This is a genomic window from Brevundimonas sp. 2YAF1, from assembly GCF_052114745.1.
GTDB lineage: Bacteria > Pseudomonadota > Alphaproteobacteria > Caulobacterales > Caulobacteraceae > Brevundimonas.
The window spans coordinates 60,785-76,668 of record NZ_JBFRFI010000009.1; the positions used below are offsets into that span (position 1 = coordinate 60,785).

Annotated in this window: 18 protein-coding genes and 1 tRNA gene; 7 read left to right on the forward strand and 12 right to left on the reverse strand. The window is 66.6% G+C overall.

Translation table 11 applies throughout. The features are described 5' to 3' along the window. Positions 1-254 precede the first annotated feature (254 nt). Entirely contained in the window at positions 255-551 is a 297-nt protein-coding gene (rpmB, locus tag AB4Y68_RS12685) for a 50S ribosomal protein L28 (RefSeq protein WP_441456117.1), read from the reverse strand. A gap of 214 nt (positions 552-765) precedes the next feature. Between rpmB and AB4Y68_RS12690 the strand changes: the two genes are divergently transcribed. Beyond that, positions 766-1,293 carry a DUF3617 domain-containing protein gene (locus AB4Y68_RS12690; RefSeq protein ID WP_441456118.1) on the forward strand — a complete coding sequence of 176 codons (528 nt, stop codon included), beginning with the start codon at positions 766-768 and terminating at the stop codon, positions 1,291-1,293. 71 nt (positions 1,294-1,364) lie between these two features. On the opposite strand, the gene AB4Y68_RS12695 is transcribed toward AB4Y68_RS12690, so the two are convergent. From AB4Y68_RS12695 to fdxA, 5 genes are all read right to left on the reverse strand, one after another. Then, positions 1,365-1,916, reverse strand: coding sequence for a hypothetical protein (locus tag AB4Y68_RS12695; protein ID WP_441456119.1), 552 nt, complete (start codon positions 1,914-1,916; stop codon positions 1,365-1,367). A 104-nt stretch (positions 1,917-2,020) separates the two neighbouring features. Next, complete coding sequence (locus AB4Y68_RS12700) at positions 2,021-3,193, reverse strand: carboxynorspermidine decarboxylase (RefSeq protein WP_441456120.1); 1,173 nt, start codon at positions 3,191-3,193, stop codon at positions 2,021-2,023. A 16-nt stretch (positions 3,194-3,209) separates the two neighbouring features. Then, the gene (locus AB4Y68_RS12705; protein WP_441456121.1) at positions 3,210-4,415 is read right to left on the reverse strand and encodes a saccharopine dehydrogenase family protein; all 1,206 of its coding nucleotides are present in this window, start codon (positions 4,413-4,415) and stop codon (positions 3,210-3,212) included. Positions 4,416-4,628: 213 nt separating this feature from the next. Next, positions 4,629-5,195, reverse strand: coding sequence for a CarD family transcriptional regulator (locus AB4Y68_RS12710; RefSeq protein ID WP_441456122.1), 567 nt, complete (start codon positions 5,193-5,195; stop codon positions 4,629-4,631). Positions 5,196-5,503: 308 nt separating this feature from the next. Beyond that, complete coding sequence (gene fdxA, locus AB4Y68_RS12715; RefSeq protein WP_441456123.1) at positions 5,504-5,845, reverse strand: ferredoxin FdxA; 342 nt, start codon at positions 5,843-5,845, stop codon at positions 5,504-5,506. Positions 5,846-6,020: 175 nt separating this feature from the next. On the opposite strand from fdxA, the gene AB4Y68_RS12720 reads away from it, so the two are divergent. Continuing rightward, a complete protein-coding gene (locus AB4Y68_RS12720; protein ID WP_441456124.1) occupies positions 6,021-6,650 on the forward strand; it encodes a YceI family protein in 630 nt (209 codons plus the stop codon). Between the two features lie 39 nt (positions 6,651-6,689). On the opposite strand, the gene AB4Y68_RS12725 is transcribed toward AB4Y68_RS12720, so the two are convergent. Both AB4Y68_RS12725 and AB4Y68_RS12730 read right to left on the reverse strand, forming a co-directional pair. Next, positions 6,690-6,989, reverse strand: a complete 300-nt coding sequence (locus tag AB4Y68_RS12725; protein ID WP_441456125.1) for an RNA-binding S4 domain-containing protein — start codon at positions 6,987-6,989, stop codon at positions 6,690-6,692. Continuing rightward, on the reverse strand, positions 6,986-9,472 hold the full coding sequence (locus tag AB4Y68_RS12730) for a helicase-related protein (RefSeq protein WP_441456126.1): 2,487 nt from the start codon (positions 9,470-9,472) through the stop codon (positions 6,986-6,988). The genes AB4Y68_RS12725 and AB4Y68_RS12730 overlap by 4 nt, the downstream gene beginning before the upstream one ends. A 282-nt stretch (positions 9,473-9,754) precedes the next feature. Here AB4Y68_RS12730 and AB4Y68_RS12735 point away from each other — a divergent pair. Together AB4Y68_RS12735 and AB4Y68_RS12740 are read left to right on the forward strand one after the other, a co-directional pair. Further along, a tRNA-Arg gene (locus tag AB4Y68_RS12735) sits at positions 9,755-9,831 on the forward strand. 20 nt (positions 9,832-9,851) lie between these two features. Next, positions 9,852-10,226: a hypothetical protein gene (locus AB4Y68_RS12740; RefSeq protein WP_441456127.1), complete on the forward strand. Its 375-nt coding sequence runs from the start codon at positions 9,852-9,854 to the stop codon at positions 10,224-10,226. Positions 10,227-10,263: 37 nt separating this feature from the next. On the opposite strand, the gene AB4Y68_RS12745 is transcribed toward AB4Y68_RS12740, so the two are convergent. The 3 genes from AB4Y68_RS12745 to AB4Y68_RS12755 all read right to left on the reverse strand — a co-directional run bounded on the left by AB4Y68_RS12745 (position 10,264) and on the right by AB4Y68_RS12755 (position 11,354). Next, a complete protein-coding gene (locus AB4Y68_RS12745; protein WP_441456128.1) occupies positions 10,264-10,437 on the reverse strand; it encodes a DUF1328 domain-containing protein in 174 nt (57 codons plus the stop codon). A gap of 213 nt (positions 10,438-10,650) precedes the next feature. Further along, a complete protein-coding gene (locus AB4Y68_RS12750; protein WP_441456129.1) occupies positions 10,651-11,049 on the reverse strand; it encodes a hypothetical protein in 399 nt (132 codons plus the stop codon). Beyond that, a complete protein-coding gene (locus AB4Y68_RS12755; protein WP_441456130.1) occupies positions 11,049-11,354 on the reverse strand; it encodes an autorepressor SdpR family transcription factor in 306 nt (101 codons plus the stop codon). The genes AB4Y68_RS12750 and AB4Y68_RS12755 overlap by 1 nt, the downstream gene beginning before the upstream one ends. 135 nt (positions 11,355-11,489) lie before the next feature. Here AB4Y68_RS12755 and AB4Y68_RS12760 point away from each other — a divergent pair, with 135 nt between their 5' ends. The 3 genes from AB4Y68_RS12760 (at position 11,490) to AB4Y68_RS12770 (ending at position 14,632) form a co-directional block, all read left to right on the forward strand. Beyond that, the gene (locus tag AB4Y68_RS12760; RefSeq protein WP_441456131.1) at positions 11,490-11,870 is read left to right on the forward strand and encodes a cupin domain-containing protein; all 381 of its coding nucleotides are present in this window, start codon (positions 11,490-11,492) and stop codon (positions 11,868-11,870) included. A gap of 160 nt (positions 11,871-12,030) precedes the next feature. After that, the gene (dsdA, locus tag AB4Y68_RS12765) at positions 12,031-13,392 is read left to right on the forward strand and encodes a D-serine ammonia-lyase (RefSeq protein WP_441456132.1); all 1,362 of its coding nucleotides are present in this window, start codon (positions 12,031-12,033) and stop codon (positions 13,390-13,392) included. 64 nt (positions 13,393-13,456) lie between these two features. Continuing rightward, positions 13,457-14,632 carry a M24 family metallopeptidase gene (locus AB4Y68_RS12770; RefSeq protein WP_441456133.1) on the forward strand — a complete coding sequence of 392 codons (1,176 nt, stop codon included), beginning with the start codon at positions 13,457-13,459 and terminating at the stop codon, positions 14,630-14,632. A 21-nt stretch (positions 14,633-14,653) separates the two neighbouring features. Here the strand turns inward: AB4Y68_RS12770 and AB4Y68_RS12775 are convergent, their stop codons facing one another. Continuing rightward, positions 14,654-15,763 (reverse strand): CapA family protein, encoded by a 1,110-nt coding sequence (locus tag AB4Y68_RS12775; protein WP_441456134.1) that lies wholly within the window; start codon positions 15,761-15,763, stop codon positions 14,654-14,656. Positions 15,764-15,884 lie beyond the last annotated feature (121 nt).

Below are 15,884 nucleotides of genomic sequence, written 5' to 3' on the forward strand. Positions count from 1 at the left end.
GGCAAGAACGAGCCGGGAGGGTAGCGGGTGGAGTGCGCTCCGCAAGCCTCTCTCCCTTGCCGTCATCCTCCGATTTGACAGGAGGATCGGCATGTCCGGCTGCGCGACCTCGGCAAGGTCGAGCACACCCCTACGCTGGATCCTCGGGTCAAGCCCGAGGATGACGGTGGTGGGGAAGCGAGCGGAGAATCGCGCAAAAGAAAAAGGCCGGTGTTTCCACCGGCCTCTTCAAATTCCGTCAGACGACGCCTGATTTAGGCGGCGGCTTGCTCGGCCAGCTTGGCCTTGACCTGGCGCTTGATGCGCAGGGCGGCGGTCGACAGCTTTTCGTCGCGAGCCTTGACGATGAAGACGTCCAGGCCGCCCTTGTAGTCGAGCGTGCGCAGGGCAGCGTTCGAGATACGCAGCGAGAAGGTTTGGCCCAGCGACTCGGAAGCCAGCTTGACCGTCTTCAGCGACGGCAGGAACCGGCGCTTGGTCTTGATGTTCGAGTGGCTCACATTGTGGCCGACCATCGGGCCGATACCCGTGAGTTCGCAACGACGCGACATCTTAAGATCCTCAAGGTCACATCCGCGAACATTGCGGACGCATGAAACAGGTGCACGCAGCGGGCGGACCCCTGCGAGAGAGGGGGCCGTATAGAGGAAGGACTCGGAGGCCGTCAAGGCTGGAGTCGAGTCAGGCTGGGGATTGAGGCGAGGTGATCCGCGCGGCCTCGCTTCGTTCAGCCGCTGTTCAACGACCTGCTATATAGAGGATCGCATGAAGACTCATTGGAAGCTGTTCCCCATGAAGACGCTGCCTGTTTCGTTCGCCCGCGCCCTTCCTCGCGTGATGGCCCGTGTTGCGGCTGTGGCCGCCCCCGTCGTCGCGGGCGCCGTCATGCTGGCCGCGCCGGCCGCCGCCCCCCAGGCCCAGACCGCCGCCAGCGCCCAGCCGGTCCTGCCGGGATACTGGGAATACACCACCAGCGCCCTGGGCAGCCGCGACACCGAGCAGCGCTGTGTGCGCCCCAGCGAGATCAACCGCTTCTTCGGCGGCCTGTCGACCAACCGCTGGAAATGCACCTATCCGACCCGCGTGGTCGGCGACGGCCGCGCCCGTTTCGAAGGGACCTGTCAGGACAAGAAGGGCCGTCGCGTCAACGTGCGCTTGAACGGGACCTATCAGGACGACAGCTTCCACTTCAACGGCGGCGCCCAGCTGCTGCGCGGCACGCCCTACATCCCCGCCAGCATCACCGCCCGTCGCCTCGCCGCCCAGTGCCCGGCGGGGGCGGAGTATTTCTGAAGCGGGGCGAGAAGGGTCGGGGGAAAGGCTGCTTCCGGCCCAACTCAGGCATCTTGGCTGTCCGCTATTGGCTATGGCGTGTTGATGCGCACGCTGTCGATCACAGATCGGAACAGCTTCAAATCCTCATCCAGCTTAGCCCGGGTGGTTTCGAGATAGGCGTAGTAGTTGATCCACGGGGTGCGATAGGCCGCTGGATCGTCGGGTTGAGGTAAGGGCCATTGCCCAGCTTGCGTGGCGACCGTGACCAGGACTGTCCCATTGGATCGCCTCTCCAAGCATGTCGCGGAGGGACGCCCATTAAAGGACAGTGCCAACCCTGCCCGGCCCGCGGCGCGGAACTTTTCAACCGAACAGTTGGTTGCGGCCCGTGGTGAGGCTCGGAAGGCCGCGTTGTAGTTGGCGAGAACGATGATGCGCCGAGTGGAGGCTGCGCAATCGCCGTCCAGCGGCATAACCCAGCCCTGAGGGTGTTCGCCGGAGCGGCTGTCGCAGATTGCCTTGCCCGCCGGAAATCGGACCACGAACCCATACTCGCTCTGCGCACGCTCTCTGTCATCAGCAGGTGCGGCGGTCGCCGCGAAGATCGCAGCTAAGAAGTACAGTGGAGCCTGGACGTTCATCTACTGACGATCACCCAGGTGGGCACGGCTCGTCAACTTTCGCGGCCCACGCCATAGCGGACCAAGCCGCCATGTAGCGGCGCCTCTCGACGCCGCCCCTCGGATCACGACAGCCGGTCGCGGAATTCCGTCCAGTCGAACTCGCGCACCATCCGCAGCTCGTCCGTGGCGCTGTTCCACAGGGCGATGGCGGGCAGGGGGACACCGTTGAAGGTGTTGGTCTTCACCATCGAATAGTGGGCCTGGTCCAGGAAGGCGAGGCGCGTTCCGGGCACGGGGCGTTCGGCGAAGACGTAGTCGCCGATGATGTCGCCGGCCAGGCAGGACGGGCCGCCGAGGCGCACGGCGACGCCCTCTTCGGGCTCATGCAGCATGGCGGGGCGGTAGGGGGCCTCGATCACGTCGGGCATGTGGCAGGTGGCCGAGAGGTCGGTGATGGCGATGGGCATGCCGTTGTCGAAGACGTCCAGCACCTCGCCGATCAGGATGCCGGCGTCCAGCGCCACGGCCTCGCCGGGCTCCAGATAGACCTGCACGCCGTGGCGTGCGGCGATCTGGTTCAGGAAGCCGACCAGGGCGTCAGTCTGATAGTCGGCGCGGGTCACGTGGTGGCCGCCGCCGAGGTTCAGCCATTTCACCCCGCCCAGCAGGGGCGTCAGCTTGGGCTCCATCGCAGCCCAGATGCGGGCCAGCGGCTCGAAGTCCTGCTCGCACAGGGCGTGGATGTGCAGGCCGTCGATGCCCTGCATATGTTCGGGCTTCAGCTGCGACACCGGGAAGCCCAGACGCGAGCAGGGCTGGGCCGGGTCGTATTTGGCGACCTCGCCCTCGGAATGTTCGGGGTTCAGCCGCAGGCCGATCTCGAAGACCTCGCCCTCAGCCCGCGCGGCGGCGATCAGATCGGCGAAGCGCGTGACCTGATCCGGCGAGTTGAAGATGACGTGGTCGGACAGGCGCAGGATCTCGGGCAGATCCTCGGCCTTGTAGGCGGGCGAATAGGTGGTCAGCTCGCCCTTGTAGAAGGCCCGCGCCAGCCGCGCCTCCCACAGACCGGAGGCGCAGACGCCGTCGAGGTATTCCCCGACGACGTCCGCCAGCGACCACATGGAAAAGGCCTTGAGCGCCAGCAGGACCCGGGCATTGCCCCGGTCGCGCACGTCTTTCAGCACGGCCAGATTGCGCCGCACCGCGACCTCGTCCACCACGAAGGCGGGCGAGGCGACACGGTTCAGATCGAAATGCGCGAAGGCGCCGGGATCACCGGCCTTGGTTTCCATGTGTTCTGGTCTCGACTTAGAAGGCCAGCGGAGCGTCCAGCTCCTCGACCGTCCAGGGCAGGCCGTGCTTGTTCAGCATGTCCATGAAGGGATCGGGGTCCAGCTGCTCCATGTTGAAGACGCCTTCGCCCTTCCACGTGCCGGTCAGCATCATGGCCGCACCGATCATGGCCGGAACGCCCGTGGTGTAGCTGACAGCCTGGTTGCCGGTTTCGGCATAGGCGGCTTCGTGGTCGCAGATGTTCTTGACGTAGAAGGTCTTGGCGACGCCGTCCTTTTCGCCGGTGGCGATGGTGCCGATGTTGGTCTTGCCCTTGGTGATCGGACCCAGCGACGAGGGTTCCGGCAGCAGGGCCTTCAGGAACTCGATCGGGATGATCTCGCGGCCCTGGAACATCATCGGCTCGATCGAGGTCATGCCGATGTTTTCCAGCACTTCCAGGTGCTTCAGGTAGCTGTCGCCGAAGGTCATCCAGAAGCGGATGCGTTTGATTTCCGGGTAGAACTTGGCCAACGATTCCAGTTCCTCATGGTACATGAGGTACATGTTCTTCTGACCCACGCCCTCGAAGTCGAAGGCCTGCTTCTGGGTCAGGGCTGGGCCCTCGACCCACTGGCCGTTTTCCCAGTGACGCGACTCGGCGGTCACTTCGCGCAGGTTAATTTCCGGGTTGAAGTTGGTGGCGAACGGAAGCCCCGTGTCGCCGCCGTTGCAGTCCAGAATGTCGAGCGTATCGATCCGGTCCAGCAGGTGCTTCTTGGTGTAGGTGGCGAAGACCGAGGTCACGCCCGGGTCGAAGCCTGAACCGAGCAGCGCCATCAGGCCTGCTTCCTTGAAGCGCTCCTGATAGGCCCACTGCCACTTGTATTCGAACTTGGCTTCGTCGCGCGGCTCATAGTTGGCCGTGTCGAGGTAGTTCACGCCGGCGGCCAGGCAGGCGTCCATGATGGCCAGGTCCTGATAGGGCAGGGCCAGGTTGACCACGAGGGCCGGCTTGACGGCCTGGATCAGCGCCGTGGTCGCGGCGACGTCGTCGGCGTCGATCTTGGCCGTGTCGATGGTCACGCCGAAGCGCGACTTCACGGAGTCGGCGATGGCGTCGCACTTGGACTTCGTGCGGCTCGCCAAGGTGATATGCGAGAAGATGTCCGAATTCATCGCCATCTTGTGGACCGCGACGGAACTGACGCCGCCTGCACCGATAACCAGCACCCTGCTCATGTGTGGCTTCTCCTGAAGTCTGAAATGCTCTGGCGACATGGCTGCCGCTATAAAGGGCGGGGCTCTTAACACGATGATGACACGACCGCTAACGGTCGCGTCTCGCAAGCCCCGGACGGACGCCACGGCGCGCCTTGCGGCGAGCCGTGGCGGTAGAAAGAAAAGGCCCGGCGTCGCCGCCGGGCCTTGGTCGTGCCGGTCGGCGTCGTGAAATCAGGCGGCTTCGGCCTCGGCCTCGGCGGCCGCGGCTTCCAGTTCGGCGGCGGTCGGGATCGGCTTCTTGGCGCTCAGCGACTTGGCCAGCAGGGCGACGGCGGCGTCCTTGTCGATGCGGTTGGCGGCGGCGACTTCGCGAGCCATGCGGTCCAGGGCCGATTCGTAGAGCTGACGCTCCGAATAGGACTGTTCCGGCTGGGTGTCGGCGCGGTGCAGGTCGCGGACCACTTCGGCGATCGAGATCAGGTCGCCCGAGTTGATCTTGGCTTCATATTCCTGGGCGCGACGCGACCACATGGTGCGCTTGACGCGGGCGCGGCCCTTGAGGGTCGTCAGGGCCTTGGTGACGGTGTCGTCGGCGGCCAGGGTGCGAAGGCCGGCGGTCTTGGCCTTCTTGGTCGGGACGCGCAGGGTCATTTTCTCGTGGTCGAAGGTCACGACATAGACTTCCAGCGACATGCCGGCGACTTCCTGGGTCTCGACAGCGGCGACCTTGCCCACGCCATGGGCGGGATAGACCACCGCATCGCCAACCTTGAATTCCAGACCGGTCTTGCTCGTCATGTCATTCCTTTCCCGGAACAGGGATCAAGCGAGGCGCCTGCTGTTGATGGGCGAAAACAACCCCGCCGCCGGAACTGGTCCCGTCGGTTGGGCGGATAGGGCGCACATCAAAAGCGAAAGCGGATCACCGAACCTCTGGCCGACCCCGGCTGTTCGACGGGGGACTGTCGCAAACGCGGGCGGCGCGCATAGCTGCGGAACCGCCCGTCTCGAATAGGGAGGAACCTATCATAAAATTAGGAAATCTCAAAACATCCACAGGACGACTGAGCGGTTCCGGCACTTTGTGACCGGATTGTGTTGAGACCTTAGGAGCCCTTGCCGGGTTTCTCGCTGAAGTATTTCTCGAACTTGCCGGTCTCGCGCTCAAACTGTTCGCGGTCGGCGGGCGGCGTGCCCTTGACCGTGATGTTGGGCCAGGTCTTGGCGTATTCGGCGTTGACCTGAAGCCACTTCCCGTCCGGTTCGTCCTCGGTGTCGGGGACGATGGCGTCGACGGGGCATTCCGGCTCGCAGACGCCGCAGTCGATGCACTCGTCCGGCGCGATGACCAGGAAGTTCTCGCCCTCGTAGAAGCAGTCCACCGGACAGACCTCGACACAGTCCATGAACTTACATTTCACGCAGGCGTCGGTGACGATGTAGGTCATGGCGGGCGGGCAACAGCCTGTTGAGCAACGGGAAGGGTCGAGGGCAGGGGACATGACCCCGCCGGACCCAACTGTCAACCGAGGGCGCGCTGTCGCCTCAAGCCTTGCCTTGACGGCGTGCCGTCTCGTCTGCATCCCATACGATTACAGATCACCGTTCAAAGGAGGTTCGCCCATGCGTTTCACCGCCCGTTCCGTTGTCGTCGGCGCCGCCGCCGCCTTGGCGCTCAGCCTTCTGGCCGGGGGCGCGGTCGTCGCCCAGGCGGCTCTGACCAAGGTGCCGTCCGAGGTCCAGGCCGGCGACTACAGGCTGGATCCCGCTCACGGCAAGATCACCTGGTCGGTCAATCACCTCGGCTTCTCGACCTATACGGGCCAGTTCGTGAACGTGCAGGCCGAGCTGAAGCTGGACCCGGCCAATCCGTCGGCCAGCACACTGACGGCGACCATTCCGCTGACCGAGGTGGCCTCCAACTCGGACGGCCTCAACAAGCACCTGCAGACGGCGGACTTCTTCGACACCGCCAATCATCCGACCGCGACCTTCCGCTCGGTTCACATCATGCTGGACCCGTCCAAGCCGAACGAGGCCATGGTCCACGGCGAACTGACCCTGCGCGGCGTGACCAAGCCGGTGACGATGCAGGTCGCGTTCAACCAGGCCGGCCAGACGCGAAACGGCTACAAGGCCGGCTTCGACGGCGAGGCGACGATCAAACGCTCGGAGTTCGGCATCAACTTCGGCCTGCCCGCCATCGGCGACGAGGTGAAGCTGCACATCGAAGGCGAGTTCGGGAAGCCGTAAGGGCTGAGCCTTTCCTCCCCATTTGTGGGAGGAGATTTTCTATTCCGGCGCGTCGAGCGCCGCATAGAGGGCGCGGGCTTCCTCGGGAGGGCCGCGCCTTTCGCCTAGATGGAGCACGCGGACGGCGATCAGCCGCCCGCCTTGCGCGAACAGGATGTCGTCGCCGGGGTGGATGCTGCGGCTGGGCTTGTCGATCCGGGTCTGGACCCCGTGGTGGGTCAAGCGAATGGCGCCGCGCTCGACCATGGCGGCGGCCAGGCCGCGGGTCCTGGCGAAGCGGGCGCGCCACAGCCAGAGGTCGATGCGGCAGCTCAGCGCGCTCTCCGCGATGGGGCTCACGCGGTGGCGGCCTTGCGCCTCGGGCGGCGCTTGCGGCGCGGGGGCGCGGGCGGCTGGGTCAGTTGAGCCAGCAGGGCGAAGGGGGAATCGATGGGCGGGGGCGCTGGTTGGCCGGAACGCGGGGCCTTGTCGGCGCGGGGCGGACGCAGGGCGGCCTGAACGGCGCGGGCCTGTTCGGCGGTCCAGCCCAGCTCGGTCAGGGCATCTGCTGACAGCGGCGCTTTCGCGGCGGCGCGCGACAGGTCGGCGAAGCGTTCCAGCGCCTCGACGGGCGCGCTCCATTGGCCGACGGCGCGACGACCGAAGGCCGAGAGCGCGCGGGGGGACGGCGCGGTGGCGGGCAGGGGGAGCAGGCCCTCGCCGACGGGGCGGAAGGCCTCGCCGGCGGTGAAGGCTTGCGCCAGCGCCCGGGCGCGCGGCTTCAGCGCGCCGGGCAGCCAGACGCAGTGGGCGCCGATACGGATCGCAAAGGTCTTCACCGTGCGCCGTTCATGCTGGCTCAGCGCGGCCAGATCGCGCTCGACCTCGGCGCGCGGAATGACGCCGCCGGCCTCGATCAGGCGGAAGGCCAGGCCGCGCGGCAGGCCGGTCAGGGCGCCGCTGTCGACCGCCTGACGCAGGCGGCGCAGTTCGCGAAGCGCCCGCCCGGCCTCCGACGCCAGCCAGGCCTCGAGGCGGCGCTGGGCCCGTTCGCGCGCCGGCACCGGGCCGAGGTCGCCGAGCAGCCGCACGCGTGGCGCGAAGGGATCGTCGCCCGTCACCTTGGCCGTCAGGGCGCCGCGCCACATCACATCGCCGTCGGGCGTGACGCTGAAGGCGTCGTCGGCCTCGGACGCCAGCCGACCCAGCCGCCGCGCGATCTCCGGCCCCACGGCGCGCGTCGCGGCCTGACGCAGCGCCCGGTCGGCGAGCGCCGAACCGCCGGCGTCGGGGGTGAAGCGCACTCCCTCCAGATGGCCGACCACCTCGCCCTCGACCGTCACCTCGCCGTCCTCGGCCACGCCCGCCAGGGTGTCCGAGCGCACGTTCAGCGCCCGCATCAGGGCCGTGGTGCGCCGGTCGACGAAGCGTGCCGTCAGCCGTTCGTGCAGGACGTCCGACAGACGTTCCTCCAGCGCCTTGGTCTTGTCGCGCCAGCCTTGCGCCTGATCCATCCAGTCGGGACGGTTGGCGATGTAGCTGAGAGTCCGCACCCCCGACAGGCGCGCCGACAACTGGTCGATCTGACCGTCGTCGCGGTCCAGATCGTTGAAGCGCGGGGCGACCCAATCCTCGGTCAGACGGCCGCGACGACCGGTCAGGGCGGTGAAGATCTCCTTCGACAGGCGGGCGTGTTCGTCCAGCGTGGTCTTCTGGAAGTCGGGCAGCTGGCAGGTCTCCCACAGCCGCATCAGGGCGCCGCGCGAGCGGGCGATCTTCTTGACGTCCTCGTCCGCCGCGAAGCGCCGCAGCAGGGTCTCGTCCAGGGCCTGGGCCGTCAGCCGTAGGCCGAAGCGCTCGGGCGTGACGGTCAGCGAGCGCAGCAGGTCGGGCAGGGTGTCGAAATCCAGCCGTCCGTGGCGCCATTCGGCCGCCTCGACCGGATCGAAACGGTGGCTGACGACCTGTTCGAGGATGTCTTCGTCCAGATCTTCGGCCTCACCCGTCACGCCGAAGGTGCCGTCGCGCAGGTGGCGCCCGGCGCGCCCGGCGATCTGGCCGATCTCGGCTGCGTGCAGCCAGCGGGTGCGGCGGCCGTCGAACTTGCGCAAGCCGGCGAAGGCGACATGGTCGACGTCCATGTTCAGCCCCATACCGATGGCGTCGGTGGCGACCAGAAAGTCCACCTCGCCAGACTGGAACAACTCGACCTGGGCGTTGCGGGTGCGAGGGCTCAAGGACCCCATGACCACGGCGGCGCCGCCCCTCTGGCGGCGCAGCAGTTCGGCGATGGCGTAGACCTGCTCGGTCGAGAAGGCGACGACGGCGCTGCGGCGGGGCAGGCGGGTCAGCTTCTTCGACCCGGCGTAGGACAGGGTGGACAGCCGCTCGCGCGTGATAATCTCGGCGTCGGGAACCAGGGTCCGCACCAGAGGCGCCATGGTCCCGGCCCCCAGGAACATGGTCTCGAACCGGCCGCGCGCGTGTAGCAGCCGCTGGGTGAAGACGTGGCCGCGTTCCGGGTCGGCGACCAGCTGAATTTCATCGATCGCCAGGAACTCGACCTGACGCTCCAGCGGCATGGCCTCGACGGTGCAGACGAAATAGGCGGGGCGCGGCGGGACGATCTTCTCCTCGCCGGTGATCAGGGCGACGGCCGAGGCCCCGCGCTGCTTGACGATGCGCTCATAGATCTCGCGCGCCAAGAGGCGCAGCGGCAGGCCGATCATGCCCGAGGCGTGACCCAGCATCCGCTCGACCGCCAGATGGGTCTTGCCGGTGTTGGTGGGGCCCAGGATCGCCGTGACGCGCGATGGGGCCAGACCTGCAGAACGGTCGCTCATGTCATGACGAAGGTGGCGACTTCTCCGGGGCGGTCAAGCGGCGCGATGGTCGCGGCGCCTTCGGACCGCCTGCGGGTCATTGGTAAACAGGTTCGGCTCGCAGGGCGGAACAGGCGCGAAACGAATCAGGACCGAATCAGTGACTCGGCCCGATTCAGGGTTTGTTCCACACAACATATTGTAGCTTAACGAGGATTAATCGCTAGGATTTTCTTGCCGGGTGTAAAACTCGACTCGCCCGTCTTTCCCTCGCCCGCACAACTCGCTAGGGACGACCCGCGTGGCCCCGTAGCTCAGCTGCATAGAGCAAGGCTTTCCTAAAGCCGAGGTCGGGGGTTGGAGTCCCTCCGGGGTCGCCATACCCATGAGCTCGATCTGCTTGGCTGATCATCGCGTCGCTCTGTCGCGCCTGTCGCCGCGAGATTTTGCAGCCACGCTGGGAAAGCAGGCCTCCTCCCCATCTATCGTCGATCACCGGGGCGGGCTGGATGAGAGCGCCTGCATAATGGCTAACATCAAGCTTCACGAGATCACCGCCAGGAACACGCCGGCGGGGCATAATCCCATCACCATGGCCGCTCATGTGGTCGGTCTTCTGCCGCAAGGCGGGCGGCGAGTTCGCTTGGCGAACAACCACGAACTGGATGTTCTCGGCGTCGGCGACCGTCAATCGGAAGTCAGCCTTATCGGTGATGTTGTCGCCGTCACCTTGGGGCCGGGCCAGTTGCACGGTTGGAGACTGGCTTCACTATAGCCCTGGGTCGCCGCGCCCCGGGCGCACGGGCGCCGCGTCAGGTGATCTTCTTGGCAATGGTGACGCCGAGAACCAGGAACACCACGAAGATGATCAGGGCCAGAACGGCGAGGAATTTGGCGATTCCGGCTGCAGCCCCGGCGATTCCTCCGAAGCCCAGAAGGCCGGCGATAATGGCGACGACTGCGAATATCAGAGCCCATTTTAGCATTGCTGTTCTCCTCTGAAGGGAAAACGAGGCTCTGCTCGCGCAGTTCCGATGGGAAATTCGTCCGTCCCGACTTCGCGGAACTCAACCCTTGCCGGAGCGCTATCGACTGCGCACACCTGTCCTGAGAGGGTCGTGCGCGGCCCGGATCGTTTGTCTTGCCCCCTCCTGCGGCGACCGGGCCGCATCTCGGAGGGAACAACCTTCGGGCGGCAGTTAAGCCTGGCGGATGACGCGGTTGCGGCAGGACCACAGGGTGGTCAGGGCGACGACCACGGCGAATCCGAGGACGGGCACGGAGATGAGCCAGGCGGCCGTTTGCGGCAGGGTCAGCCAGACACCGAAACAGACGACGCCGGCAAGGGTCATGGTCCATCCTACGCGACGCAAGCCCGCTTGCACTCGGCGTTCTGCGTCCAGATCGGCGCGCGGGCTCTTCAACTGCTTGGGCACGGCGTTGGCCATGCTGGCCACCAACAGGCCCATGAACGCCATCAGAAAGCGGGTCGCGCTGTCGCCGTCGAGCCAGCCGCTGTGAGAGCCGAACTTGAGAAGCGCCGCTGCGGCGAGCAGGGCGGCCGCCAGGCCGAGGGCGCCCGCGGATCGGGTGAGCATCATCGAGGGGATCCTTCGTCGGAGGTTGCGGGGGCGGAGGCGGTCAGGCCGATGCCCACAAGACTGCTGAAGCTCAAAAGCGCGTCCTCGAGGACAGACAACTGGAGCCGATAGGTGATGGTCTTGCCCTGCTTGAAGGCATCGACGAGTCGCGCCTCGCGCAGGACGTTGAAGTGCGCCGACATGGTCGGTTTGGAGACCGCGAAATGGTCGGACAACTCGCCAGCCGTCATCGGGCCCCGGCGAAGCAGTTCCAGCACCTTCCTGCGGGTCGGGTCCGCCAGCGCTTTGAAGATCAGGTTCATGTTTCGATAATTGGCTAACTATCGAAACGAGTCAAGCGGCGAGGCGCGCGGCCGGCCTGCGGGGGAACGTCCAGGATGCGCCGCCGTTATGGGACCGCAAACGTCAGACCGCGTGTTGAGGATCAGGAGGACGCCATGGCCGATAGCGGAATGAAGGTCACGAAATTCGAGACCAAATCTCACGACAACCCGGACGAACTCCGGACGCCCGACAAGACCCGCGTCGAGTTGGTGCGGCTTTCCGACTTTACGCTCGGACGGTTCAATTTCGAACCGGGATGGAAATGGTCGGAGTGCGTCAAGCCGGTCGTCAAGACGGACAGCTGCCAAGTGCCGCATGTCGGTCACGTCGTGTCCGGAACCCTGACCGTCAGAATGGATGACGGAACGCAGAAGACCTTAACGCCAGGCACCTCCTACACAATTCCGCCCGGCCATGACGCCTGGGTGGAAGGCGACGAGCGCTTTGTGGGTATCGAAGTCATGGGCGCCGAGCAGTACGCCAAGCCATCGTAAAAGCGCGAAGCCGCGAGAACGTCCCCGGCAAACGAGGCGTCCTTCGCCTTTCGACGTCGGCCAGGACTGACCTCCAGCCCGCCTATCCTCACCGGCTTGCGGCATGCGCGGGCCGGTGATCCACTCCTGCTTTCAACCGGAGCGTCAAATGGATAGGGCTATGGTTCTGGGAAGGTCGCTCGATGACTGGTGCTCAGCCTATCCACTAATTCGCGACATGATCGCTCTGCGAGAGGTGACCTGGTTCAACCCCGCCACAGCGCCTGTCACGGAGGCTATTGGCGATGTGGGATTGACGGCCGCCGACGTCGCCGACGCCAGTGCGCGCCTGACACGGTTTGCGTCCTACATCAGACGCGCGTTTCCCGAGACGGAGCCCAGCGGGGGCATCATCGAGTCGGACATTCAGCCCCTGCCGCATCTGCAGGCCTTCCTGAGCGAGCGCTACGGCCAGACGCTGGAGGGGGCGCTGTGGCTCAAGCGGGACAGTCACCTGCCCATATCCGGCTCCATCAAGGCGCGCGGGGGCATCTATGAGGTGCTCAAGCACGCCGAAGACCTGGCCCTGGCGGGCGGGCTGCTGAGGCTCGACGACGACTATGCGGTTCTGGACAGCGACAGGGCGCGGGCCTTCTTCGGCGGATACAAGATCGCCGTTGGTTCAACCGGCAACCTGGGCCTGTCCATCGGCGTCATGGGGGCGGCGCTGGGCTTTCAGGTGACGGTGCATATGTCCGCCGACGCCCGTCAGTGGAAGAAGGACAGGCTGCGCGCGCACGGCGTGACCGTCATTGAATATGCGTCCGATTACAGCGTGGCTGTGGAGGAAGGACGAAAGCAGGCCGAGGCCGATCCCACCTGCCATTTTGTCGATGACGAGAACTCGACCACCCTGTTCCTCGGCTACGCCGTCGCGGCCGAGCGGCTGCAAAAGCAGCTGGCGGCGGCGGGGATCGTCGTGGACGCCGAGCATCCGCTGTTTGTCTATCTGCCCTGCGGCGTCGGCGGCGCGCCGGGCGGCGTCGCCTTCGGCTTGCAGCTGGCGTTCGGCGACGCGGTTCACTGCATCTTCGCCGAGCCCACCCATTCGCCGTGCATGTTGCTGGGGGTCTATACGGGTCTGAACGATGCGATTTCCGTGCAGGACTTCGGCATCGACAATGTCACGGCGGCGGACGGACTGGCGGTCGGGCGGCCATCCGGCTTTGTCGGCAAGGCCATGCAGCGTCTGGTGGACGGCTACTACACCCTCAGCGACGAGGAGATGTACAGCCTGCTGGCGCTGATGGAGCGCAGCGAGGGCGTGCGTCTGGAGCCGTCCGCGCTGGCCGGCGTGCCGGGCATCGCCAGGGTCTGCGGCGAGCAGCAGGGCTATCGGACGCGCATGGGCCTGGACCGTCAAGCCCTGGCGCGCGCCACCCATCTGGCCTGGGCGACGGGCGGCAGCATGGCGCCGCCGGACGAGATGGAAGCCTATCTCGCCAAAGGGCGCCGACTGCTTGCGGAAGAGGCCGATACGTAAATTGGCTTGAGCCGGAAACAGCCCCTCTCCATCCGCCGGCCGATCTCATATAGGGTCGCTGACCATGTCCTTCATCGCTCCCCCCGCCCGCCCCATCAGCGCCGACGAACGGCGTGGCCGCATCCAGGCGCTCGCGACCCTGCTGCAAGCCCAGGGTCTTTCGGCCCTCTTGCTCGGTCCCACGACGTCGTTGCGATATTTCACGGGACTGGACTGGCATCCGTCCGAGCGCCTGACCGGCGCCCTGATCCACGCCGACGGGAGGGTCGAATATGTCTGCCCCCGCTTCGAACTGGACAAGGTCGGGGGGCTGACCGCGGCGGAGGGCGCCGTTTCCGGCGACATCCTGACGTGGGAGGAGGAAGACAGCCCCTATGCCTTGGTGGCGGGTCGCCTACCCGCGGGCGGGAGGTTGGCGGTGGATGATCAGGTCGCGGCCTTCGTCTGGCTGGGGCTGGCCGGCGCGCTGGGGCAGGATCGTCTGACCGACGGCGGCCCGCTGACCGTCGGCCTGCGCCGCCTCAAATCGGCCGCCGAGATCGCGCTTCTCACGCGCGCCAAGGCTATTACGCTGGAGGTGCAGCGCCGCACCCACGCCTGGCTTCGGGGGGGCGTCCTGACGTCCGAGGTGAAACAGTTCGTCGACGCCGAGCATCGCGCCCTGGGCGGCGAGGGCGGTTCCTGGTTCTGCCTCGTTTCCTTTGGCGACGACACCTGTCTGCCGCACGGCGGCGAGGGCGACCGGGCCTTGCAGACCGACGATGTGGTGCTGATCGACACCGGCACCCTGGTCGACGGCTATCACTCCGACATCACCCGCACCTATGTCTTCGGCGAACCTACGGCCGAGTTCCGTCGGGTCTGGGAGCACGAAAAACAGGCCCAGGCCCTCGCCTTCGAAGCGGCGCGACTGGGCGCGACCTGCGAAAGCGTCGACGCCGCGGCACGCGACTATCTGACCGGCCTCGGCTACGGCCCCGATTATCGCCTGCCCGGCCTGCCGCATCGCACCGGCCACGGCGTCGGCCTGGACATTCACGAAGCGCCCAATCTGGTGCGCGGCGATCGCGCGGTTCTGGAGGCGGGCATGTGCTTCTCCAACGAACCCATGCTGGTCATCCCCGGCCAGTTCGGCGTTCGACTGGAGGACCATTTCTACATGACCGACAGCGGCCCGGCCTGGTTCACCGCCCCCTCCCACAGCCTGGACGACCCGTTCGGCGGGAACGCGGCGGGCTGAGATCGGCGCGATCCCGGGCCGTCATCGGCGGGCAGGGCGGTGGTCTGGAGCGATCCGCCCGCTGCGGCGGTCGACGCTCGTGCCGAAGCCTTGGCTGCGGACGGCGATCCGGTTGAGGATGGCGGCGCTCCGTTCCGCGGACGCCAGGGCGGGAAGACCGCGGGTCGCCATGTCGTTCGGGCCGTTCAGACCGACTTCATTGAGTGTCAGCGGAACCAGCCGCGCCTCGCGACAGCGGCCGCCGTCGAAGGCGCATTCGGCGATCACGCCTTCCCAGGATTCCGGGGGATAGGCGCCCATCGGCTTTTCGGTCTGGAAGACGAAATTGCCTAGGCCGTAGAACAGCGGGGCGCCTTGGTGGAATTCAATCCCCTGCAGCAGGGGCGCGCCGTGACCGGCGAAGACGGCGGCCCCGGCGTCGATGCAGCGCCGGGCCAGGGCGCGTTGCCAGTCGGGAACCTGGGCCATGTCCGGCTCCCAGTCGTGGTTGTGCTGACAGGCGATGACGACCTGGGCCTGACGGCGGGCGGCGGCGATGGCGTGGAGGATGCGCTCGACGTCCTCGGCGAAAGGCTGCCCTGCGGCGTCGCGGCGCAGTTCGTTGACGCCGGGGCGGTCCGCCGTCGCGGCGCCGCCGGGTCGGACCTTGCCGGTGGCGAAGGCGACCAGGCCGACCGCGCCCGCTGCCGATGACGCATAGGCGGGGGCCGAGGCGGCGGCCAGATCCGCGCCGCTGCCGGTCGAGGGCAGGCCCGCCGCGCGCAGGGCGTCCACCGTATCGCGGATGCCGCCGGGTCCCAGGTCGAAGGCGTGGTTGTTGGCGGTGGCGATCAGACCGAGATGCAGGGACCGCAGGGTCGACAGGACCTCGGGCTGGGCCGCATGCAGGGTCAGCAGTTCACGGGTGGGGGCGCCGGCGTTCAGCCCCTGGATGACGGTCTCCAGATTGGTGAAGACCACGTCGCCGCGAGCGAGGCGCACAGCGAGGGCTTCGCGACCCGGCCATGCGCCGGGGGCGTGTTCGATCAGCGCCTGCCCCAGCAGGCTGAGGCGCAAGGGCCGGGGGCGCCCGGTCGCGGGCGACGCCAGAGCCAGTGCCGCGCCGGCCGCCAGAAAACCCCGTCGATCCATAATGCCTCTCCCGTTTTGACCACCATAAGATTGGCGACGAGCTTGAGGGTAGCTCATGCCGTATGCGCATAGGCCGATACGAAACGGCAATATTGTTGCATTCGGTCTCGCGACCCGGCTC